This is a genomic window from Jannaschia donghaensis, from assembly GCF_001403795.1.
In the GTDB taxonomy this organism is placed as follows: Bacteria; Pseudomonadota; Alphaproteobacteria; order Rhodobacterales; family Rhodobacteraceae; genus Jannaschia; species Jannaschia donghaensis.
This window is the reverse complement of record NZ_CXSU01000001.1, coordinates 33,667-55,988: the sequence shown is the minus strand read 5'-3', so window position 1 is coordinate 55,988 and position 22,322 is coordinate 33,667. Positions and strand designations below refer to the sequence as shown.

At 67.4% G+C, this 22,322-nt stretch carries 20 protein-coding genes; 15 read left to right on the top strand and 5 right to left on the bottom strand.

The features are described 5' to 3' along the window. Window positions 1-6: 6 nt before the first annotated feature. Both JDO7802_RS00255 and JDO7802_RS00250 read right to left on the bottom strand, forming a co-directional pair. Window positions 7-1,110, bottom strand: coding sequence for a methyltransferase (locus JDO7802_RS00255; protein ID WP_055081702.1), 1,104 nt, complete (start codon window positions 1,108-1,110; stop codon window positions 7-9). Further along, a complete protein-coding gene (locus JDO7802_RS00250) occupies window positions 1,111-1,989 on the bottom strand; it encodes a polyprenyl synthetase family protein (RefSeq protein ID WP_055081701.1) in 879 nt (292 codons plus the stop codon). A gap of 108 nt (window positions 1,990-2,097) precedes the next feature. Here JDO7802_RS00250 and crtD point away from each other — a divergent pair, with 108 nt between their 5' ends. After that, window positions 2,098-3,636: a 1-hydroxycarotenoid 3,4-desaturase CrtD gene (crtD, locus tag JDO7802_RS00245; protein ID WP_055081721.1), complete on the top strand. Its 1,539-nt coding sequence runs from the start codon at window positions 2,098-2,100 to the stop codon at window positions 3,634-3,636. Continuing rightward, window positions 3,588-4,505 (top strand): carotenoid 1,2-hydratase, encoded by a 918-nt coding sequence (gene crtC, locus JDO7802_RS00240; RefSeq protein ID WP_497706855.1) that lies wholly within the window; start codon window positions 3,588-3,590, stop codon window positions 4,503-4,505. Before crtD ends, crtC begins: the two co-directional genes overlap by 49 nt. On the opposite strand, the gene tspO is transcribed toward crtC, so the two are convergent. Genes tspO through JDO7802_RS00225 form a run of 3 tightly spaced genes read right to left on the bottom strand, consistent with a single transcriptional unit; the run spans window position 4,496 to window position 7,553 of the window. Then, on the bottom strand, window positions 4,496-4,975 hold the full coding sequence (tspO, locus tag JDO7802_RS00235) for a tryptophan-rich sensory protein TspO (protein WP_055081700.1): 480 nt from the start codon (window positions 4,973-4,975) through the stop codon (window positions 4,496-4,498). The two genes, crtC and tspO, sit on opposite strands and share 10 nt — an antisense overlap. Before the next feature lie 20 nt (window positions 4,976-4,995). Further along, window positions 4,996-6,030: a 15-cis-phytoene synthase gene (crtB, locus tag JDO7802_RS00230; protein WP_055081699.1), complete on the bottom strand. Its 1,035-nt coding sequence runs from the start codon at window positions 6,028-6,030 to the stop codon at window positions 4,996-4,998. Beyond that, complete coding sequence (locus JDO7802_RS00225; RefSeq protein ID WP_083480949.1) at window positions 6,027-7,553, bottom strand: phytoene desaturase; 1,527 nt, start codon at window positions 7,551-7,553, stop codon at window positions 6,027-6,029. The genes crtB and JDO7802_RS00225 overlap by 4 nt, the downstream gene beginning before the upstream one ends. Window positions 7,554-7,701: 148 nt before the next feature. Between JDO7802_RS00225 and crtA the strand changes: the two genes are divergently transcribed. From crtA to JDO7802_RS00160, 13 genes are all read left to right on the top strand, one after another. After that, complete coding sequence (crtA, locus tag JDO7802_RS00220) at window positions 7,702-8,415, top strand: spheroidene monooxygenase (RefSeq protein WP_055081697.1); 714 nt, start codon at window positions 7,702-7,704, stop codon at window positions 8,413-8,415. Then, complete coding sequence (bchI, locus tag JDO7802_RS00215; protein WP_055081696.1) at window positions 8,412-9,419, top strand: magnesium chelatase ATPase subunit I; 1,008 nt, start codon at window positions 8,412-8,414, stop codon at window positions 9,417-9,419. Before crtA ends, bchI begins: the two co-directional genes overlap by 4 nt. Before the next feature lie 71 nt (window positions 9,420-9,490). After that, on the top strand, window positions 9,491-10,996 hold the full coding sequence (locus JDO7802_RS00210) for a VWA domain-containing protein (protein WP_055081719.1): 1,506 nt from the start codon (window positions 9,491-9,493) through the stop codon (window positions 10,994-10,996). Further along, window positions 10,993-11,874, top strand: coding sequence for an alpha/beta fold hydrolase BchO (gene bchO, locus JDO7802_RS00205; RefSeq protein WP_055081695.1), 882 nt, complete (start codon window positions 10,993-10,995; stop codon window positions 11,872-11,874). The genes JDO7802_RS00210 and bchO overlap by 4 nt, the downstream gene beginning before the upstream one ends. Before the next feature lie 202 nt (window positions 11,875-12,076). Next, entirely contained in the window at window positions 12,077-13,000 is a 924-nt protein-coding gene (locus tag JDO7802_RS00200; RefSeq protein WP_187298066.1) for an ABC transporter ATP-binding protein, read from the top strand. After that, window positions 12,997-14,109, top strand: a complete 1,113-nt coding sequence (locus JDO7802_RS00195; protein ID WP_055081694.1) for an ABC transporter ATP-binding protein — start codon at window positions 12,997-12,999, stop codon at window positions 14,107-14,109. The genes JDO7802_RS00200 and JDO7802_RS00195 overlap by 4 nt, the downstream gene beginning before the upstream one ends. Next, complete coding sequence (locus JDO7802_RS00190) at window positions 14,106-15,611, top strand: ABC transporter substrate-binding protein (protein ID WP_055081693.1); 1,506 nt, start codon at window positions 14,106-14,108, stop codon at window positions 15,609-15,611. Before JDO7802_RS00195 ends, JDO7802_RS00190 begins: the two co-directional genes overlap by 4 nt. 55 nt (window positions 15,612-15,666) lie before the next feature. Next, on the top strand, window positions 15,667-16,611 hold the full coding sequence (locus tag JDO7802_RS00185; RefSeq protein WP_055081692.1) for an ABC transporter permease: 945 nt from the start codon (window positions 15,667-15,669) through the stop codon (window positions 16,609-16,611). Beyond that, complete coding sequence (locus JDO7802_RS00180; RefSeq protein ID WP_055081691.1) at window positions 16,611-17,495, top strand: ABC transporter permease; 885 nt, start codon at window positions 16,611-16,613, stop codon at window positions 17,493-17,495. The genes JDO7802_RS00185 and JDO7802_RS00180 overlap by 1 nt, the downstream gene beginning before the upstream one ends. Window positions 17,496-17,507: 12 nt before the next feature. Beyond that, window positions 17,508-19,295 carry a gamma-glutamyltransferase family protein gene (locus JDO7802_RS00175; RefSeq protein WP_055081690.1) on the top strand — a complete coding sequence of 596 codons (1,788 nt, stop codon included), beginning with the start codon at window positions 17,508-17,510 and terminating at the stop codon, window positions 19,293-19,295. Continuing rightward, window positions 19,292-20,026, top strand: a complete 735-nt coding sequence (locus JDO7802_RS00170) for a DUF1028 domain-containing protein (RefSeq protein WP_055081689.1) — start codon at window positions 19,292-19,294, stop codon at window positions 20,024-20,026. The genes JDO7802_RS00175 and JDO7802_RS00170 overlap by 4 nt, the downstream gene beginning before the upstream one ends. Then, complete coding sequence (locus tag JDO7802_RS00165; RefSeq protein ID WP_055081688.1) at window positions 20,023-20,706, top strand: FadR/GntR family transcriptional regulator; 684 nt, start codon at window positions 20,023-20,025, stop codon at window positions 20,704-20,706. Before JDO7802_RS00170 ends, JDO7802_RS00165 begins: the two co-directional genes overlap by 4 nt. Then, window positions 20,703-22,322, top strand: coding sequence for an amidase (locus JDO7802_RS00160; RefSeq protein ID WP_055081687.1), 1,620 nt, complete (start codon window positions 20,703-20,705; stop codon window positions 22,320-22,322). The genes JDO7802_RS00165 and JDO7802_RS00160 overlap by 4 nt, the downstream gene beginning before the upstream one ends.

The following is a 22,322-nucleotide window of genomic DNA, read 5'->3' as shown; positions in this document are numbered from 1 at the left end:
GCATTGTCACGAAGAAACAGATGCCTGCAGCACGGACGTCACAAACGGGCGCAAGGGACGGGCCGGTTTGGCCACATCGAAACCGGCGGCCCGGCACAGCATCGCGATGTCGTCGAATGACCGGGTCCGACCAGTCCGCATCGCCATGGTATAGAGTGCAAAATAAGCGTCACCGGCCCGTTCGGGCCGCAATCCACCGGACATGGGCTCTGACACGATCAGGCGGCCCCCGGGCGGAAGGGCGGCCCTGCACTTCGACAACAGACCGGCGACCGTGGCGTCGTCGTGGTCGTAAAGAACCCGAATCAGGGATATGGCGTCGCAACCCGCTGGCAGCGGATCTGTTCGAAACGATCCCGGCACGATGTCAACGCGACCTGACAGGCCGGCGGCATCGAACCGCGCCGTCGCGGCGGGCACCACCTGTGGCAGATCGAACAGCACCAGGGCCATATCCGGACGGACAGCGGCGGCGGCCGTCAGAAACGCACCGGTTCCGCCGCCCACATCGCAAAGGCGCCGCACGCCGGTCAGCGACACGCGCCGCAGGGTATCGTCCGCGACCATCGCCTGGCTGTCGGTCATCAGACGCGAGTAACGCTCCGTCTCCGCTGCCCCCATGTCGCCGCCGAAGACATAGGGCCAGAAGTCCGCCAGCTCCGTCTCGACCTCGCCCTTGAAGAAGGCGACGGGGTCGGAAAGATCGCGGTACAGGACATCGTGATGTCGGATCATGTCGCGCAGGCCGGGCACGCCCACCAGCGCGGCACCCTTGCGGGTCAGGGCAAAACGACCGTCACGTTTGCGCTTGAGCAAGCCAAGTGACGCCGCCCCCTGCAACAGGACCTGCATCCGCGCCTCGGGAACCTTGCACCGCATGGCCAGGGCGGCGGCATTTGCCGGACGCTCCATCAGCATGTCGGGAATATCGAGTTGAACCAGCGCCGACAGGATCTGACTGTGGCAAAAGCCCGCGACCAGATCGAACAGAGCCTCGCCATCGCGCCGCACCAGACCTTGGGTCAGCGGGAAACGCGCGGCCCAGCCCTGGAACCGGGGCGAGGCGATCAGGCGATGGGTCCAGCCCGGACGAAAGGCGGCTGCAGCCACCTATTCCCCCGGCACCTGTGCCGCGCGCCATTTCAGCGGGGTAAGGACCTCGGCCTGCGCGGTGACCAGTTTGGCCAGATGCGCCTCGCCGGGACATTTCGGGATCGAGGAGATGGCCCCGCCCAGGATGTCGCGCATCCGGGCAATCGCCCCCTGCACGCCCAGTTCCGTAACCGCGTTGGGCCGTCCGTGCAGATCGTCCTGCCCCACGGGCTTGCCCAGCGTTTCCTCATCGTAGAGCGCGTCGCGCAGGTCGTCGGCCACCTGGAACGCCTCTCCGATGCGGTCGCCCAGGTCTTCCCAGGCGTCGGCGTCATGCCCTGCGGCGACGGCCCCCATCTGACAGGCGGCCACGAACAGCGCGGCGGTCTTGGCGCGGTGATAGGCGCGCACGTCCACTTCGGTTTCGCTTTCCCAGCCCTGCCCGGCACAGATCCCGCCCGGCATCCCGGTCCGCGTGGCCAGAATCTCGATCAGCTTGGCGGCGCGCAGCGGGTCTTCGGGTGCAGCACGGGCAAGCACCTCGAACGCCATGACGATAAGCGAGTCGCCCGCAAGAATCGCAAGCGGTTCACCGAACGCACGGTGGACCGACGGCTTGCCGCGCCGGATATCGGCGTCGTCGAAGCACGGCAGATCGTCATGGACCAGCGACGCACAATGGATCAGTTCCAGCGCGCAGGCAGCGGCATCGGCCAGCACCGGGCGGTCGTCGCCGCAGGCGGCCGCGACCGACAACAGCAGCGTCGGACGGATGCGGGCACCACCGGGCGTGACGGTATAATGCAAAGCGGAGGCCAGCTTGCCGGGCGAAGGCCGGGCCTGACCGCGGGAAATTGCGGTGCCGATGGCGCGGTCGATACGGTCGGACAAGCCCATGGCGCCCCCCTCTGGAAACAAGGTGTTCCATCGGTCCATCCGACAAAACTGTAAATCACACTGGACAGTTGAGTGTCAGGTGTCAACACTATGGTGCAGGAGGAGCGCATGACCCCGAAGACAGACAGGCAGAGTGTCCACATCGTGGGGGCCGGTATCGGCGGGTTGGCCGCCGCGCTGCGTCTGGCCCATGCGGGCCTGTCCGTCACCGTCCTGGAACGCGCCGCGACCCCCGGCGGCAAGATGCGCACCCTGCCGTCCGACGCGGGCCCGGTCGATGCAGGACCCACGGTTCTGACCATGCGCCCCGTGTTCGAGGCCCTGTTTGCCGATGTCGGCGAATCGCTGACCGATCACGTGACCCTGCGCGCCAACCCGATCCTGGCCCGGCATTTCTGGTCCGACGGCACGCGACTGGACCTGATGGCCGACGCGCAAGCCAATCGCAGAAACGTCGAAGCGGCGTTCGGCCCGACGGCCCGCGACGACTTCGACCGGTTCACAGCGCGCGCGTGCCGCCTGTTCGATGCCTTCGATGCGCCGATGATGCAGGCCGCGACGCCCTCGCAGGCGGCGTTGACCGCGCGGGTGATGCGCAATCCGTCGCTGATTGCCGACATGGCCCCGCACCGCAGTCTTATGTCGATGCTGCGCTCCGCCTTTCGGGAACCGAAGCTGGCGCAGCTTTACGCCCGCTACGCCACCTATGTCGGCGGGGTGCCGCAGACCGCCCCCGCCCTTCTGTCGCTGATCGCGGATGCCGAGGCGCGGGGCGTCTGGTCCGTCGACGGCGGGATGCACCGGCTGGCCCAGGCCATCGCGCGTCTGGCGCAGACGCGGGGCGCGACCATCCTCTACGATCAACATGTCACGAATATCGAAACCGACGGCACCGGCGTGACGGCCATCGTCACCGCGACCGACCGGTTTCCGGCGTCGCGTGTCCTGTTCAACGGCGATCCGCGCGCCCTGCGCGAAGGGTTGCTGGGCGACGGCGTCACACGCGCGGTGCCGGCGCATGCGGTCGGGCCGCGCAGCCTGTCCGCCCATGTTCACACCTTTGCGGCGACGCCCACAGGTCCCGAACTGGCCACGCACAACGTGTTCTTCGGCGACGATCCGATGGCGGAGTTCGGCCCCCTGGCCAAAGGGGCGACCCCCGAAGACGCCACACTTTATATTTGCGCGCAGGATCGCGGCGGCGGCAGACGTCCCGGGGGTCGCGAACGGTTCGAGATCATCCGCAATGCCCCCCCCGCCACATCGAACACCCAAGACACCGCCCAGGAGGCACAGACATGTCACACCCGGACGTTCCAGCGGCTGGCCCGCTTCGGCCTGACGTTTTCGCCCGTCCCATCGCCTGCGACGATGACCGCACCGGCGGATTTCGCGGCGCTGTTTCCCGGCAGTCAGGGGGCCCTCTACGGGCGATCCCCCGCGGGTCTGACGGCGGGGCTGAAGCGGCCGACGGCGCGCACGGCGGTTCCGGGTCTGTATCTGGTGGGCGGGGGTGCGCATCCGGGGGCGGGGGTGCCGATGGCGACGCTCTCCGCGCGGCATGCGGCCGAGGCGATTCTGCAGGACCGAACTTCGACCTGCGCCCCCCGCCCGGCGGCTATGCCTGGTGGTACGTCGACGGCATAAGCGACGACGGCGCACACGCCATCTCGATCATCGGCTTCATCGGGTCCGTCTTCTCGCCCTGGTATCATTGGTCCGGGCGGGGCGACCCGGCGAACAACTGCTGCCTGAACGTGGCGACCTATGGCCCCGGTGGGCGGTTCGCCATGACCGATCGGGGCCGCGACGCGCTGCGCACGACGCCCACGCGCCTGCGCATCGGTCCGTCGGAAATGCATTGGACCGGGTCGCAACTGCGCATCGACGTGAACGAGATTTCGTCCCCCCCGCTGGTCAGCCGGATGCGCGGGCGCATCGTCGTCACCCCCGAAGCGGTCACGGACGTGGAGTTGCCGCTGACCGACGACGGCGCGCATGTCTGGCGCCCCTTCGCGCCGGTGTCGCGCATCCGCGTGGACCTGGATGCTCCGGGTTGGCAGTTTTCGGGCCACGGCTATTTCGACGCCAATTTCGGCACCCGCCGGTTGGAGGACGATTTCAGCTATTGGACCTGGGGTCGCTTTCCCACCAAGGCGGGCGCGGCGTGTTTCTACGACGCCGACCGGCTGGATGGGACAACGTTGCAAGCCGCGCTGGCCTTCGACGGACAGGGGCGCGGGCGCGACGTGCCGGCCCCGCCGCGCACCGATTTTCGCCGGTCCAACTGGCTTTTACGGCGGGAGACGCGGGCCGATCCGGGGACCACGCCGAAACAGGTGAAGGCCATGCTGGACGCGCCATTCTATAATCGCGCCGTGGTCGAGACGGTGATCAACGGCGAAACGGTGCGCGGCGTACACGAAGCGCTGGACCTGAACCGCTATGCCAACCCGCTGCTTAAACCAATGCTGGCCGTCCGTGTGCCGCGGCGGCGCAGCTGGCCTCAGGCCTGATTGGGACGCAAGGGGTCGACGCCGGGGTTCAGCCGCCAGACGCTTGCGTTCAGCGCGGCGGCGACCGTCACCCAGGTCAGATAGGGCAGAAACGCAATCCCGGCCCAGACGTCGACCTGCAGGTGGAACCACGTGGCCCCCGCCACGGCCGGCCACAGAAACGCCATCACCAACAGCGCGCCCTTCATGCGGCGCAGGCCGAAAAACACCGGGGTCCAAAGCGTGGAGAACGCCGCCTGCATCGCCCAGAACGCCATGGCCGGACCGCTGCCTTCGGCCCCCGCGACCCGCGATCCGGCGAAGGAAATGCACAGGTAGATCGTCGTCCAGGCAACCGGGAACGCCCAGTCGGGCGGTGTCCACGACGGCTTGTCCAAGGTGTCATACCAAGCACCCGGCGGGAACAGCATGCCCGTGGCCCCCGCACCGCCGCAGGCCGCAAGGAAGATCGCGAAAAGTGTCAAATCCATGAGACTGATCTAGCGCCGGGTCATTCGGCGGCAACGCCGAATGTGCCCTGTCGTTGGCGCAGATCCGCCATCACGTCGATCAGGGCAGCCGTGCGCCCGACGGGTCGACGCGCGCCCGTCGCAGTCGCATCCACAAGAAACGCGACCTCCGGTAGTGGTGGCGCGAACAAGACCGGAGAGCGTGGCAAAAGCGTCGCCGCCCCGGCCTTGAGCCCCGCCTGCCCCATCAGGGCCAGCTTACGGGCCTTCGTGGTGCGCGCGCGGCGCGTGATGCTGTCGTGTCCCTGCGCCCGCAGGACGGTGCCGATACCGGCATAGATGCAACGGGCGGCGGCGATGCCCAGACGCGCCCGCAGCGGCAGGCATCCGATCCCGGACTCGGACCGCAGATAAAGCCGATGCGCCTCGGCCAACAGGCGGCGGACCATGCGGCGGATTTCGGGGCTGGCCTGGGGATCATCGAAGAACGCGTCGGCGTCGATCCCGGCGTCGTCCAGCCAATCGGTCGGCAGGTAAAGGCGCGCGGCCCGCGCATCCTCGCCCACGTCGCGGGCGATGTTTGTCAGCTGCATCGCCACGCCCAGGTCGCAGGCCCGCGCCAGCGCATCCGCATCGCGCACCCGCATCAGCACGCACATCATCGCGCCCACGGCACTCGCCACCCGCGCCGAATATCCGCGCACGTCCGACAGGGTGGCATAGCGGCGCTCGCTCGCATCCCAGGCCAACCCCTCCAACAACGCTTCGGGCAGAGCGCGGGGCATGTCGAAATCGCGGACGATGGCGGCGAAGGCCCGGTCCTCGGGCGCGTCTTCGGGGCGTCCGTCGAAGGCGAGGTCGAGCCGCTCCTGCAAGCGGATGACGGCGCGGGCCTTGTCGTAGCCCTCGTCCACCTCGTCATCGGCCAGCCGGCAGAAGGCGTAGAGCGCGAGGGCCGGGTCGCGGACGTCGGCGGGAAGAAGCTTGGAGGCCGCGTGGAACGAATAGGACCCGGTGCGGATCACCTCGCGGCAATGCGCCAGATCCCCCGCATCGATGGAGGAGGCCGCGATCATTCGGCGGCCATTCGCGGCGCGTCCACCGCGTGTCTGACGTCGGGAACGAGTTTGGAGAGCACTTCCGCCGAACTGACCACGCCCGGAAGCCCTGCGCCGGGATGCGTGCCGGCACCGACGAGAAACAGGCCCTTCGCCTCCTCGGAGACGTTGTGCGGCCGGAACCACGCCGATTGCAGGATGCGCGGCTCCAGCGAGAAGCCGGAGCCGTTGGGCGACAGATAACGGTCGCGGAAGGTCTCGGGCGTGAAGTCCATCTCGGTGCTGATCCGGTCGCGGAAGCCGGGCATGTGCTCTTCCAATACGGCGGCGATCTTGTCCTTGTAGGCCGCCGCCTCGGTCGTCCAGTCCACGCTGTCCTTCCAGCCGATGTGCGGCACGGGCGACAGCACATAGAAGGTGTCGTCGCCGGCCGGCGCCGCCGTCGGATCGGTGACCGAGGGGCGGTGGATATAAAGACTGAAGTCGTCCGACAGCTTCCCTTTGAGGAAGATATCGCGCAGCAAACCCTTGTAGCGCGGACCGTTCAGAATGGTGTGATGGCCGACGTCGCGCCACATCGCGCGGGTGTCCTTCGTGCCGAAATACCAGACGTAGAGACCCATCGACCAGCGCTTCTTGCCGAGCTTCTTCGTGGTCCACCGCTTGCGCGGACGGTTGCGCAGCAGGCGATCGTAGGTATGGCCCGCGTCGGCATTCGACACCACCAGCGGCGCGTCGAGTATTTCGCCGCTCGTCAGCCGCACGCCGGTCGCGCGGTCGCCCGTCACGATGATCTCGTCGGCCTCGACCCCGTGGCGGATCGTGCCGCCCTGACGGCGCACGACCGACGCCATTGCGTCGGCAATCGCCTGCACCCCGCCCATGGCGTAATGCACGCCGTAGGTTTTCTCCAGGTGGGCGACCAGCGCGTACATGGATGTCACGTGCATCGGGTCACCGCCGATGAACAGCGGATGAAACGACAGCGCCATCCGCAGCCGTTCGTCCTTTACCCGCGCGGCGGCATGGCCATAGATCGACCGGTCGGCGCGCAGCTTGGCGAATGTCGGCAGGACCTTGATCGTGGACCAGAGCTTGTGCATCGGCTTGGCGACCATGCCCTCATAGCCGACGACGTAGCGCGCCTCCGCGTCCTTGAGAAACTTCATATAGCCTTTGACGTCGTCCGGCGAAATCCGCGCGACTTCCTCGATCATCTTGTCATCGTCGCCGGTCGCGCGGAATTTCGTCCCGTCGGGCCAGCGCACTTCGTAGAACGGCTCCATCGGTTTCAAATCGACGTCGCGGTGAAAGTCGAGACCGCAGGCGCGCCACAGGTCTTCGAACACCTGCGGGGCGGTCACGATCGTCGGGCCCAGGTCGAAACGGTGCCCGTCTTGGCTGATCGACGATCCGCGCCCCCCCGCCCGGTCCAACCGGTCGAGGACGGTAACCGCGTAGCCCTTGGCACCCAGCCGCATGGCGGCGGCAAGACCGCCGAGGCCGGCTCCGATCACGATCGCACGGGTGTCCTGGGTCATGGCGGCGCTGGTATCCAGAGTGGAGGCATCGGAATTGTTCATACTCCTGATGCTAGAAGTGTCAGTCTGGATTTACAATCTTTTCCGACCGTCGTCTTTCCATACGGCAAATATTCTGTCACGCTTTCCTGACACTCAAGGGAATCCCATGACGCAGGTGGTCAGCCTCAGCTTCTTTCGCTTCGGCCCATGGCGCGCGCGCGCCTGGGCGCTGACGCAAATGGGTCTTGCGCGCGGCGCAATGGGGCGCATCCCCGATGTTGGGTTCTGGAAGCTTTGCGGTTCGGGCACCGGCGAGGGGTTCACCCCCCTGCCCAACACGGCCGTCTATGCCATCCTCGCGACATGGCCCGATCTGGAAACCGCCAAAACACGTATAGAAGAGGAGATGGTCTTCCGCCGCTACCGCGACCGCGCTGCCGAGGATTGGACCGTCTTTCTGTCCCCCACCTCCGCTCGGGGGGCGTGGTCCGGTGTCAGCCCCTTCAGCCCGGCCAAGATCGCGCCCGACGGCCCGCTGGCCGTTCTGACCCGCGCCACCGTGCGGCCCGGAATCGTGCCGCGCTTCTGGACCCGGGTGCCCGACATTTCCCGCGTGATCGGACGGGACCCAAATGTCCTGTTCAAGATCGGCATCGGCGAAGTGCCGTGGCTGCATCAGGTTACCTTTTCGATCTGGCCCGACGCCGCATCCGTGACAAATTTTGCCCGCACCGGTCCGCATGGCGACGCCATCCGCGCCGTGCGGAAGGAGGGCTGGTTCCGCGAAGAACTCTATGCCCGCTTTGCCGTCGCAGACGAACGGGGCACGTGGGACGGACGCTCCCCCCTTGAACGCACATACCGGTCGGAGGCCGCATGAAACAGCCCTTCCCCTTTTCGGCCATCGTCGGTCAGGACGACATGAAGACGGCCATGATCCTGACGGCCATCGACCCGTCCATCGGCGGCGTTCTGGTGTTCGGCGACCGGGGCACCGGCAAATCGACGGCCGTTCGGGCATTGGCGGCCCTGTTGCCGCCGATCCACGCGGTGCGGGGCTGTCCGGTCAATTCGGCGAAACCCGACGATTGCCCCGATTGGGCCGAAGGTGTCGGCACGGCAACGCATGACATTCCGACGCCCGTCGTCGACCTGCCGCTGGGGGCCAGCGAAGACCGGGTGACCGGCGCGCTGGACATCGAAAAGGCCCTGACACGGGGGGAAAAGGCGTTTCAGCCCGGCCTGCTGGCCGCTGCGAACCGTGGATACCTGTATATCGACGAGGTCAATCTGCTGGAGGATCACATCGTCGATCTGCTGCTCGACGTGGCGCAATCGGGCGAAAACGTGGTGGAGCGCGAGGGATTGTCGATCCGCCACGCCGCGCGCTTCGTCCTCGTCGGGTCCGGAAACCCCGAAGAAGGGGAACTGCGGCCCCAGCTGCTCGACCGGTTCGGCCTCTCCGTCGACGTCGCCTCCCCCACCGATATCGAGGCGCGGATCGACGTCATCAAACGGCGCGACGCCTATGAGACCGACCATTCGGCCTTCATGCTGCGCTGGCAGGCCGAGGATGCGGCCCTGCGCGACCGGATCGTCACCGCCCGAACCGCCCTTACCAAGCTCAAGACCGACGATACTGTCCTGCGCGACATCGCGGAATTGTGCCTCAAGCTCGGCTCCGACGGGCTGCGGGGCGAATTGGTTCTGCTGCGCGCCGCGCGCGCCTTCGCCGCCTTCCGCGATGACACCGCGCTGACGCGCAAGCATATCCGCGCCGTGGCCCCCCTGGCCCTGCGCCACCGCTTGCGCCGCGATCCGCTGGACGACGCCGGATCCGGCGCACGGGTCACCCGCACGGTCGAGGATATTCTGGGCGCGTGAGCGACCTTGGGCTGATCACGGCGCTGCTGCGCGCGGATGCCGGTTTAGGCGGGGTGATCCTGCGCGCCCGGATGGGTCCGGCGCAGGCCGCGGCCCTCGAACTTTTGGACCGCGTCCTTGGCCCCGGTCCCAAGCTGCATCCCACCATGGGGCCCGACGCCCTGGACGGCGGCTTGGATGTGACGGCGTCGCTGGCGGCAGGCGAATTGCGGCGGACCACCGGCCTGCTGGCCCGCCCCGGGCCGCTGCGTTTGCCGATGGCTGAACGGGCGACGCCGTGGCTCGCCACCCGGTTGGCCGCGCATCTGGACGAAGACGCCACGATCCTGATCGCCGTGGACGAAGGCATCGAGGACGAAGCCGTTCCCGCGCCGATCGCCGCGCGCTGCGCCTTTCACGTCACGCTGGCGGATCGCGCCGCGGCCCATGACACCCCCGTTGCCGGGACCTGCCCGGCCGGCGTCGGCGTCCCCGACGACATCGTCGCGCAGATCGTGACCTTGGCCGCGACGCTGGGCATTCACGATCCGCGTGGGCCGTTGCTGACCCTGCGCGCGGCACGCGGCATCGCGGCGTTAGACAGACGCGGCACCGTCACGCTGACCGATGCCACCCGCGCCGCCGAGCTGGTCCTGGCCCCCCGCGCGACGCAGATCCCCGAACCGCCCGCCCCGGATGCCGCGCCTGAACCGCCGCAACCGCAGGCCGATCCCGACCCCGGCACGCAGATCCCCGAGGATATCCTTCTGGACGCCGTGCGCGCCGCGCTGCCGCCCGACCTGCTGGCAAAACTGGCGCAAAAGGCCGACCGCAGTGCCAAGGGCACCGGCGCCGGGGCCAAACGTCAGGGCAACCGCCGGGGTCGTCCGCTTCCGGCACGCGCGTCCGGCACGGGTCGCGTCGATCTGATCGCGACCCTGCGCGCCGCCGCACCTTGGCAGACGATCCGCCGCCGCGCCGACCCGGTTCGCACCGGACCCATCGTGCGCAAATCCGACCTGCGGCACCGTCGGTACGAAGAAAAATCCGACCGTCTTTTGATCTTTACCGTCGACGCCTCCGGCTCCGCAGCCCTCGCCCGCCTGGCCGAGGCCAAGGGCGCCGTCGAGCTTTTGCTGGCCGAAGCCTACGCCCGCCGCGATCATGTCGCGCTGATCGCGTTCCGGGGCGACGGGGCGGAACTTCTGCTGCCGCCCACCCGGTCGCTGGTGCAGACCAAGCGCCGGCTGGCCGCCCTGCCCGGCGGTGGCGGCACCCCCCTGGCCCACGGCCTGCGAAAAGCACAGGCCGTGGCCGTGACCGCCCGCCGCAAGGGGATGACACCGACCATGATCCTGCTGACCGACGGGCGCAGCAACATCGCGCTCGACGGCAGCCGCGACCGCAAACAGGCGGCGGCCGACGTGACGCGGATCGCGCGGGCGCTGCGTGGCCTCGACGCGCTGGTCATCGACACCGGCAAACGTCCCGAACCCGCCTTGCAGAGCCTTGCACGCGATTTGAACGCCCCCTACCTCCCCCTGCCCCGCGCGGACGCCGCCCGTCTGTCGCAGGTCGTCGGCGCGGCCCTGACATGACCCGCGTTCCCCCCGACTGGCCCTTCGCCCATCTGTCGCGGGCCGTCCGCGCCGGCCCGCACGACTGGCACGTGCAGGAAGACGGCGACGGCCCGCTTGCCCTGTTGATCCATGGGGCGGGCGGCGGCACGCAAAGCTTTCGCCACCTTTTCCCCCTGCTGACCACCACCCACCGCGTCGCGATGTTCGACCTGCCCGGTCAGGGCTTCACCCGTGCGGGGGCGCAACGGCGCTTCGGCCTTGACCCGATGGCCGAAGATATTGCCGCCCTGATGGATGCCGAAGGTTGGACGCCGGACGTCATCATCGGCCATTCCGCCGGTGCCGCCCTGGCGCTGCGGCTGGCGGAAATGGGGCGCTGCGACCGCGTCGTCGGCATCAATGCAGCCATCAGCAACTTCTCCGGCGTGGCCGGTGTACTGTTTCCCCTGATGGCGAAGGCCCTGGCCGCGATGCCCTTCGTCGCCGATATCTTCACCGCCAACGCCAGCCGGCCCGGGTCTGTCGAACGGCTGATCGCGGGCACCGGGTCCAACCTGACCGCGCCGGACCTCGACTTCTATCGCCGGCTTGTCAGCACCCGCGGCCATGTGTCGGGCACCCTGTCGATGATGGCGCAATGGCAACTCGACGGGCTGCTGTCGCGCCTGCCGTCGGTGCAGGCCGACGTGCTGTTCGTGACCGGGTCGGATGACAAGGCCGTTCCACCGAAAGTATCCGCCGGGATGGCCGCCAAGATGCCGAACGCGCGGCATGTGCCGCTCGAGGGGCTGGGCCATCTGGCGCACGAGGAAGACGCGGTCCGCGTTCTGGCGACCCTTCGACCGTTTCTTTGGCCGACTGCGGACGACCGCAGCGTCGCGGACCAACCCGCCTAAATTTTCAGCAATTCTGACCGGCATTCCTGTCAGCGATCCGATTGCGGCGATCCCCGCCGCAAAAGCAGTTGACTTAACCCGTTCGACCGACGGACCAATTGATGATTGGTTCAGAAATTCAGCGAGTGGCCCCCTGACGCAGCCTGCCCCCCTTCTGACGGTCCGTGACTTCAGCCTGTCGTTCAAGGGTCAGACCGCTTGCGTGGTCGAGAATATCGACCTGACCGTCGCCCCCGGAGAGATCCTTTGCATCGTCGGGGAATCGGGTTGCGGCAAAAGCGTGACGGCCATGGCGCTGATGGGCCTGTTGCCGCCCGACGTCGCGCGCATCCCGTCGGGAACGATGAATTTCGCGGGCACGACCTTTGATATGACACGGGAAACCCTGCCGTCCGACCTGCGCGGCAGCGATATGGCGATGATCTTTCAGGAGCCGATGACATCGCTCAACCCCGCGTTCCGCATCGGCGATCAGATCGGGGAAACCGTCGTGCGTCACAAGGGTTGCACGCAGGCGGAAGGTCGGGCCCGCGCGTTGGAGATGTTGCGCCGTGTCGGGCTGCCATCGCCCGAAGATCGTCTCGACGTCTATCCGCACCAATTGTCCGGTGGTCAGCGTCAGCGCGTGATGATCGCCATGGCCCTGGCCAACGATCCCCGCCTGTTGATCGCGGATGAGCCAACGACCGCGCTCGACGTGACGATCCAGGCGCAGATCCTGGAACTGATCCGCGACCTGCAACGCGACACCGGCATGGGGACGATCCTGATCACCCACGACCTGGGCGTCGTGGCCGAAGTCGCCGACACCGTTGCCGTGATGTACGGCGGCCAGATGGTCGAACGCGGCCCGGTGGCCGAAGTGTTCGCGAACCCACAACACCCCTATACCATCGGGCTGATGGCCAGCGTGCCGCGCCTGACCGGCCCCCGCGGCCGGTTGACGACGATTCCGGGCACGGTGCCGACCATGGACACGATGCCGGACGGCTGCCGCTTCCGCACGCGCTGCGCCTTTGCCGCTCGGACGTGTGCCACGCGACCCCCCCTGACGGACGTGGGCCCCGACCATCTGACAGCCTGCCATTTCGCCCCGCTGGAAGACATGCTGCGGGTGGCGGGATGAAACCGATCCTGGAGGCCCAGAATGTCACCAAGCATTTCCCGACCGGCGGGGGCCTTTTCGCCAAGAAGGGTCTGGTCAAGGCTGTCGACGGTGTGTCGCTGTCGATCGTGCCGGGCGAAACCTTTGCGATCGTCGGGGAATCGGGATGCGGCAAATCCACCCTTGCCCGCTTGCTGATGCGTTTGCTGGATGCGACGACCGGCGACGTGATCTTCGACGGCCGTCAGGTCACGACTGCACAGGGCAGGGCCCTGTCCGACCTGCGCCGCGATGTCCAATTCATCTTCCAGGATCCGTTTTCGTCGCTCAATCCGCGCATGTCCGTGGGCCGCCTCGTTGGCGAACCGCTGGAAGTGCACGCGCCGAACATGTCCAAGGCCGACCGTCGGGCCAAGGTCTCTGACCTGCTGGCCCAAGTCGGCCTGCGTCCCGAACATGCCGCCCGCTATCCGCACGAATTTTCGGGCGGACAACGGCAGCGTATCGGCATCGCCCGCGCGCTGGCCACCGGCCCGCGTCTGATCATCGGGGACGAGCCGGTCAGCGCGCTCGACGTCAGCGTTCAGGCGCAGGTGGTCAACCTGCTGGGCGATCTCGGTCGCGACCTTGGTCTGACACTGATCCTGATCGCGCATGATCTGGCGGTGATCCGGCACATGTCGGACCGCGTGGCGGTGATGTACCTGGGCCGGATCGTGGAACAGGCGCCCGCCGACGCCCTGTTCGACACGCCGCGCCATCCTTATACCCGCGCCCTGCTCGATGCGATTCCAGACCCGGACGACCGTGGCACGGCCGCCCGCCCGCGCATCGACGGCGAAATGCCTAGCCCGTTGGACCCGCCGCCCGGCTGCGCCTTCCATACGCGGTGCCCGCACGCGACCGACCTGTGCCGCACCGATGTTCCCGCGCCCCAGACGGCATCCGACGACCACATGACCGCCTGCCACCACTGGCGCGACATCCCGGCCAGCCCGCGCACCACCACTCCGACACGCCGAAGCCCCGCCACGCAAGCGCGGCTGGAGCTGTATCGACAGGCGACGGAGGGGGCGAAGATCATCCCCGTCGCCACGCCAACCCCCCACGACAGAGAGGATACGATATGAAGCACCTGACCCTCACGACCGCCGCGCTCGCACTGATGGCGACCGGCGCGATGGCGCAGGATCTGCGCATCGCGCTGCAATCCGACGCCGACATTCTGGACCCCGATCAAAGCCGAACCTTCGTCGGCCGCATCGTCTATGCGTCGCTGTGCGACAAGCTGGTCGACATCACCCCCGATCTGGAGATCATCCCGCAACTGGCGACCGAATGGACCGTCGCCGACGACGGCCTGTCCATCGACATGACCGTGCGCGAAGGCGTCGTCTTCCACGACGGCACGACCTTCGACGCGCAGGCCGTGGCCGACAACATCACCCGCTCCCAGACGCTGGAAGAAAGCCGCCGCAAGTCGGAGCTGTCGTCCATCGAAAGCGTGGACGTCACCGGCGACTATACCCTGACGCTGAACCTGACCGGTCCCGATGCCACCGTCATGGCGCAGCTGGCCGACCGCGCGGGCATGATGATGTCGCCCACGGCGGCGGCCGAGGCGGGCGTCGATTTCGGGCTGAACCCCGTCTGCTCCGGCCCGTTTTCGTTCGGGGAGCGGGTAGCGCAGGACCGGATCGTTCTCAACAAGTTCGACGATTATTGGAACGCCGACGCGATCAACTTCGATACCGTCACCTTCCTGCCGATCCCCGACACCACGGTCCGTCTGGCGAACCTGCAATCGGGTGACATCCACATCCTGGAACGCCTGGCCCCAACCGACCTGGCACAGGCCGAAGCGGACGAGGGGTTCAACGTGGTCTCGGCCGTGTCGCTCGGCTATCAGGGCATCACCTTCAACGTCGGCAACGGCGAAAACGGCGACGACCCCTTCGGCTCCGACCCGCGCCTGCGGCAGGCGTTCAGCTATGCCATGGACCGCGAGGCAATCAACCAGGTCGTGTTCGAAGGTGCCTATGCGCCCGGCAACCAATCGTTCCCGCCCACCTCGCCGTGGTACAACGCCGATTATCCCATCGAAGGCCGCGACGTCGAAAAAGCCAAGGCTTTGTTGGCCGAGGCCGGATACCCCGACGGCATCGACCTGGTGGTGCAGGTGCCCAACACAACGATCCCGCTGCAACTGATGCAGGTGGTCCAATCCATGGCCGCCGAAGCCGGCATCCGGGTGGAAATCGTGTCGAAGGAGTTTGCGACGCTGCTGTCCGATCAATCCGCAGGTGATTTCTACGCCAGCCAGATCGGTTGGTCGGGACGGGTCGATCCGGATGGCAACATCCACCAGTTCATGACGACGGACGGCGGTATCAACGACTCGGGCTATTCCAACCCGGACGTCGATGAGGCGCTCAATGCCGCCCGCAGCCAAGCCGACATGGCGGCCCGCAAGGCCCAATATGACGCCGCCCGCGCGATACTGAGCACGGATCTGCCGATCGTCTATCTTTACCACCAAAGCTGGATCACCGCGCTGGACGCCGACATCGAGGGGTTCACGCCCTATCCCGACGGCATGATCCGTCTGGAAGGTGTTTCGCTCACCGAATGATGCGCCATCGGTCCGTCCCGTCCGGGGCGGACCACCCCAACGCGAAAGCCCCACAATGCTCGCCTTCTTCCTCCGCCGCGTCGCCGTCGCGATCCCGACGCTCCTGCTGATCTCGGTCTTCGTCTTCGCGTTGCAAAAACTGCTGCCTGGCGATCCCTTGCTGGTGCTGGCGGGCGAAGAGCGCGACCCCGAGGTTCTGGAATTCCTGCGCGAAAAATACCGCCTGAACGATCCGATCCCGGTGCAATACCTGACCTGGGTCGGCAACGCGTTGCAGGGCGATCTGGGCACGTCGTTCCGCACCAACCAACCCGTCACCGAACTCATCGCGCAGAAGTTGCCGGTGACACTGCAACTGGCGCTCATGTCGCTGATCTTCGCGGTTCTGATCGGCATCCCGGCGGGCATCCTGAGCGCCTATCGCAAGGGCACCATCACCGATTACGTCGCCAACGTCGTGGCCCTGTCCGGCCTGTCGATCCCGAATTTCTGGCTGGGCATCATGCTGATCCTGCTGGTGTCGGTGAAATGGCAACTGCTCCCCGCCTCCGGCTACGTTCCGCCGGGCGACGATTTCTGGCTCTCGATGAAGACCATGCTGATGCCCGCTTTCGTCTTGGGCACCGCGCTGGCCGCGACGCTGATGCGGCACACACGCTCGGCCATGCTCGGCGTCCTCACCTCCGACTACGTGCGCACCGCCCGGGCCAAAGGCTTGTCCGAACGCAAGGTCGTCCTGAAACACGCCTTCCGCAACGCGCTGACCCCTATCGTGACACTGACCGCGCTTCTGTTTGGCGAACTGATTGCCGGGGCTGTGCTGACGGAACAGATCTTCACCATTCCCGGCTTCGGCAAGCTGGTGGTCGATGCGGTGTTCAATCGCGACTACGCGGTTGTTCAGGGCATCGTTCTGGTCACCGCCGTCGGCTTCATCGTGATGAACCTGTTGGCCGACATGGCCTATTTCCTGCTCAACCCCCGTCTGAGGGCCGCCTGATGGTCGCCGCCAATACCAATGCCGATCTGGCCGTCGCCGACGATCTGCCGCGCCCCGAAAACCGCGTCTGGAAGAAATTTCGCGCCCACAAGTCCGCCATGCTGGGCGGCATCCTGGTGGTGTTCTTCGTCGCCGTCGCCCTCCTCGCTCCGATCCTGCCGATCCCCGATCCGGCGGCGACCGACTGGGGGATGGTGCGCAAGGCGCCGTCCGCCGCGCACCCGATGGGCACCGACGAGATTGGGCGCGATGTCCTGTCGCGCATGATCTGGGGGGCGCAGGCGTCGCTGCTGGCGGGCGTGATCTCCGTGGGCATCGCCGTCGCCGTCGGTGTGCCGCTGGGTCTGGTCGCAGGCTATTTCGGCGGTTGGATCGACGCGATCATCTCGCGCTGCACCGAGGCGCTGCTGGCCGCCCCCTTCCTCATCCTCGCCATCGCGCTGGCCGCGTTCCTGGGGCCGTCGCTTACTAATGCGATGATCGCCATCGGCATCTCGGCCACGCCGCTGTTCATCCGCCTGACGCGCGGGCAGGTCATCAACATCAAGGTCGAGGATTACGTCGACTCGGCCCGCGCCATCGGCCTGCCCACGCACCTCATCCTGTCGCGCTACATCCTTCCCAACGTCCTGCCGCCGATTCTGGTGCAGGCGACGCTGACCATCGCGACCGCCATCATCGCCGAGGCGTCGCTGTCGTTTCTCGGGCTGGGGCAACAGCCGCCGGCACCGTCGTGGGGGTCGATGCTGAACACCGCCAAGAACTTCCTCAATCAGGCCCCGTGGATGGCGATGTGGCCAGGCATCTCGATCTTCCTCGTGGTGCTGGGCTTCAATCTTCTGGGCGACGGGCTGCGCGATGCGCTCGACCCCCGCGAACACTAAAGGGACGACCCAATGACCTTCACCACACGTCCCGAAATCCGCGGAACCTTCGGCGTCGTCACCTCGACCCATTGGATCGCCAGCGCCGTCGGCATGGGCATCTTGGAACGGGGCGGCAACGCCTTCGACGCCGCTGTCGCCACCGCCATCACGCTGCAGATCGTGGAACCGCATCTCAACGGACCCGCCGGCGACATGCCCGCGATCTTCCAGAAGCCGGGCGAAGATGTGCAGGTTCTGTGCGCCCAAGCCCCCGCCCCCGCCGGTGCCACACTCGACCATTACCGCGCCCAGGACCTGAAGCTCATCCCCGGCTCGGGCCTGCTGGCCACCGTCATTCCCGGCGCCTTCGACGGCTGGATGCTGATGCTGCGCGATCACGGCACGATGTCACTGCGCGACGTGCTGGCCCCCGCCATCGGCTACGCCCGCGATGGCCATCCCGTCCTGCCGCGCGTTGCGAACCAGATCGCCGGACTGGCCGAATATTTCGCCGAACACTGGCCCACCTCGGCCGACGTCTGGACACCGGGCGGCCATGCCCCTGAACCCCATTCGCTGTTCAAAAACCCGGATCTGGCGCGCACCTACGAACGACTTGTCAAGGCGGGCGAAGCCGCCGGCGACGACCGCGTGGCGCAGATCGATGCGGCCCGCGCGGAATGGTCCGACGGCTTCGTCGCCGACGCGATCGAAACCTACCTTGCCCACGCCGAGGTCATGGACGTCTCGGAGGCGAAGCACAAAGGCGTCCTGACCAAATCCGACATGGCGGGCTGGTCCGCCACCTATGAGCCCAGCCTCTCCTACGAGTACCACGGCTGGACCGTGCATAAGACCGGGCCGTGGTCGCAGGGCCCCGTCCTTTTGCAGGCGCTGGCGATCCTGAAACACCACGACCTTGCCGCGATGGACCCGATGGGCGCCGATTTCGTCCATACCGTCATCGAGGCTATGAAACTCGCCTATGCCGACCGCGAAGCCTATTACGGCGACCCGCTGCACTCCGACATCCCGATGGAGCATCTTCTGTCGGACGGCTACAACGCCGACCGCGCCGAACTGATCCACGCGACCGCCAGCACCGAACAGCGGCCCGGGCGTGGTGCCGGTCACGATCACTTGGCCGACGCCTACATCGCCCGCGCTGCCCGCGATTTCGGGGCCGCCCACGCAGCACCCCAGGAACCGACGATGGCGCATCTGACGGAAAAGCGCGGCGATACCGTTCACCTCGACATCATCGACGCCGCCGGCAACATGGTCGCCGCCACCCCCTCGGGCGGCTGGTTGCAATCGAACCCGGTGATCCCCGGCCTGGGCTTCCCGCTGAATTCCCGCGCGCAGATGTTCTGGCTGGAAGACGGGTTGCCCACGACGCTGGCCCCCGGACGGCGCCCCCGCACGACCCTGACGCCCACGCTCGCCATCCACACCGATGGGCGCCGCATGGTCTTCGGCACACCGGGCGGCGATCAGCAGGATCAGTGGCAATTGATCTGGTTCCTGCGCTTCGTCCACCACGGCCTTGACCTGCAGGCGGGGATGGATGCGCCGCTGTTCCATTCGATGCATTTCCAAGGGTCGTTCTATCCGCGGGAGGCCAAGCCCGGCGAAATGATGATCGAGCCGAATTTCGGCGACGCCGTCATCGCCGACCTGCGCGCCCGCGGTCACATCGTCCACGTGGCCGAGCCGTGGTCCGTCGGACGGCTGACCGCCGCCCTGCGCGACGCCGATGGAACCCTACGCGCCGCCGCGACCCCCCGTCTGATGCAGGCCTATGCGGTGGGCAGATGACCTGGTCTCTGATTGCGCGCGACGGGGACGATATCGGCCTAATCGTGGCGTCCCGCTTTTTCGCATGCGGGGCTGTGGTGCCATATGTCGGCGCGCGCACGGCTGTCGCCAGCCAGGCGTTCTGCAACCCGATTTGGGGCACCGAAGGCCGCGTCCGACTTGAAACCGAACCCGCCGAAACCGTCTTGGCCGACCTCGTGTCCCGCGACGCCGGGCAGGCGATCCGACAGGCGCATATGCTGGATGCTTCGGGCCGGTTTGCCGCCCACACCGGGGCCGAGTGCACCGACTGGTGCGGCCATTTGATCGCGGACGACCATTCGGTTGCGGGCAACATGCTGGCCGGGCCGCAGGTGATCGAGGCGACGTCCCGAACCTTTGCCGACAGCACCGGACCCCTTGCTGCCAGATTGATTTCCGCAATGCGCGCCGGGGAAGCCGCTGGCGGCGACAAACGCGGGCGACAGGCGGCGGGCCTGACCATTCACCGGGGCGAAGATCACCCCTGGTTGTCCTTGCGCGCCGACGATCACGCCGACCCGCTGGGCGAACTCGACCGTCTGTGGCAGGTCGCACAGGAACGCTACGTCCATTTCACCACCGGAATGCCGACCCGCGCTACTTTTTCCGGCAGCCCGACACGGGACCACATCGACGCCGCCATTGCCCAAGCCGACGCCCGGCGCATAGCCTTGGGCCAGCCCAGCCAATCGCATGCCACGGATTCATGACGCAGCCGCTCAAACATCGCCTGATGAGATTGATCGAGGCCGATCTGCCCGTCGATGGCCGGTTGCCCACCGAACGCGCGCTGGCGGAAACTTTCGACACCTCGCGCCGCCTGATCCGCCAGGCCCTGGACGAGCTGGAGGTCGAGGGACTGGTTTGGCGCAAACAGGGCAGCGGCACCTTCGCAGGCCAGCCGGAGGACCCGACCGGCGACTTGGCCGCCCGCATCGCCGGAGAGACGGACCCCATTCAGGTGATGGAGGCACGGCTGTGCATCGAGCCGGAACTCGCCGCGCTCTGCGCCACCCGCATGACCGACGCCGAAATCGCCCGCCTGCGCACGCTGGCCCACCGGCAGGTCGCCGCGGACGCCCAGACGATCGAGCTTTGGGACGGGGCGCTGCACCGGCTGATCGCGCAATGCGCCCGCAATAGACCCCTGCTCACGGCCTTTGCCTTGCTCGACCGTATCCGCTCCAACCCGGACTGGGTGCAGGTCCGCGCCAAGGCCCGCGCACGCACCACCCTTGCCGTGCCGCAGTCCGAACATGAGGTGCTGATCGACGCGATCGCCGCCCGCAACCCGGCTGCGGCGCGACAGGCGATGCACGACCACCTGTCGGCCCGGTTCGCCGCCCTCAAGGTCGAATTCGCCGATGGACTGAGGGAGGCGGGGGAATGAACCCCGCCGATATCGCCGCCGCCGAAGCGATCATGGGCATCGAATACACCGAGGCCGAACGCGCCCTGATGCTGGACAATCTCGAGGATCAGATCCGCCGCGCCCGCATCCGGCGCGGCGTCGATCTGGGCGATGCGCCCCCGGCCAGCACCTTCGACCCCCGCCTGCCCGGCTTCGCCATGCCCCACGGGCGCGGTGCGCTGCGCCTGCCGCCCGTCACGGCCCCCCTGCCCCAAGGCGACACCGATATCGCTTTCGCCCCGGTCACGCATCTGGCCCATTGGATCCGCACCGGCGCGCTGACCTCCGCGCGATTGGTCGAGATCTACCTCGACCGCATCGCCGTGCTGGACCCCAAACTCAACGCCTTCGCCACAGTGACCCCCGACATCGCCCGCGCCGAAGCCGCCGCGATGGATGCGCTGACCTTGCAGGGCATTTCGCTCGGCCCGCTTCACGGGGTGCCCTACGGGCTGAAGGACCTGTTCGACACGCGCGGCATCGTCACCGGCTGGGGCGGTGAGCCCTATGCCGACCGGGTGCCCGACACGGACGCCGCCATCGTGGGCAAGCTGCGCCGCGCGGGCGCGGTCCTTTTGGGCAAGACCAGCTTGGGCGCGCTGGCCTACGGCGATCTGTGGTACGGCGGGCGCACGCGCAATCCGTGGAACACCAGCGAGGGGGCGTCGGGCTCCTCCGCCGGATCGGCCAGTGCGACGGCGGCGGGCCTGTGCGCCTTCGCCATCGGGACCGAGACGCTCGGCTCCATCGTCTCGCCCTCCGAACGCTGCGGCACGACCGGCCTGCGCCCCACCTTCGGGCGGGTGTCGCGGGCCGGCGCGATGCCGCTGGCCTGGTCGCTCGACAAAGTCGGACCGATCTGCCGAACGGTTGGCGACACCGGCCTTGTCCTGTCGGTCCTCAACGGTCCCGACCTGTCGGACCGTGGCAGCATCGCCGCCCCGTTCCACTGGGATGCGACGGCATCGCTTGACGGCCTGCGGATCGGATACATCCCCGATGCGTTCGCGCGCGCGGCCACCGATGCCGACCGTGCGGCCCTGGAAACCGCGAAATCCCTGGGGTTAGAGACGATCGAGGTGTCCCTGCCCGCCCTGCCCTACGAAAGCCTTCTCGACGTCCTGTTTGCCGAAGCCGCCGCCGCGTTCGAGGATCTGACCCTTTCGGGGCGCGACGACACGCTGACGTGGCAGGACGCGCCCGCCTGGCCGAACGCCTTTCGCAAGGCGCGCTTCCTGTCGGCCGTCGATCACGTGCAGCTTGACCGCCTGCGCTACCGCACGATGCAGGCGATGGACGAGTTGATGACCGGGATCGACGTGCTGATCGGTCCGTGGCGCGGCGCCGACATGCTGATCGCATCGAACTTCACCGGCCATCCTTGTCTGCACCTGCGCAACGGGTTCAGCGATCAACCCACCCGCTCCCCCGGTGCGCTTGGCGGCGGCACGCCCCTGCCCACCGGCGGCCCCCCGCACCGTGTGCCCCACGGCATATCGCTGTGGGGGAACCTGTTCGACGAAGGGCCGATGCTGTCCGTGGGTCGCGCGCTGGAGTCCGCCTTCGACGTCCACACCATCCGACCGGAGATCTGA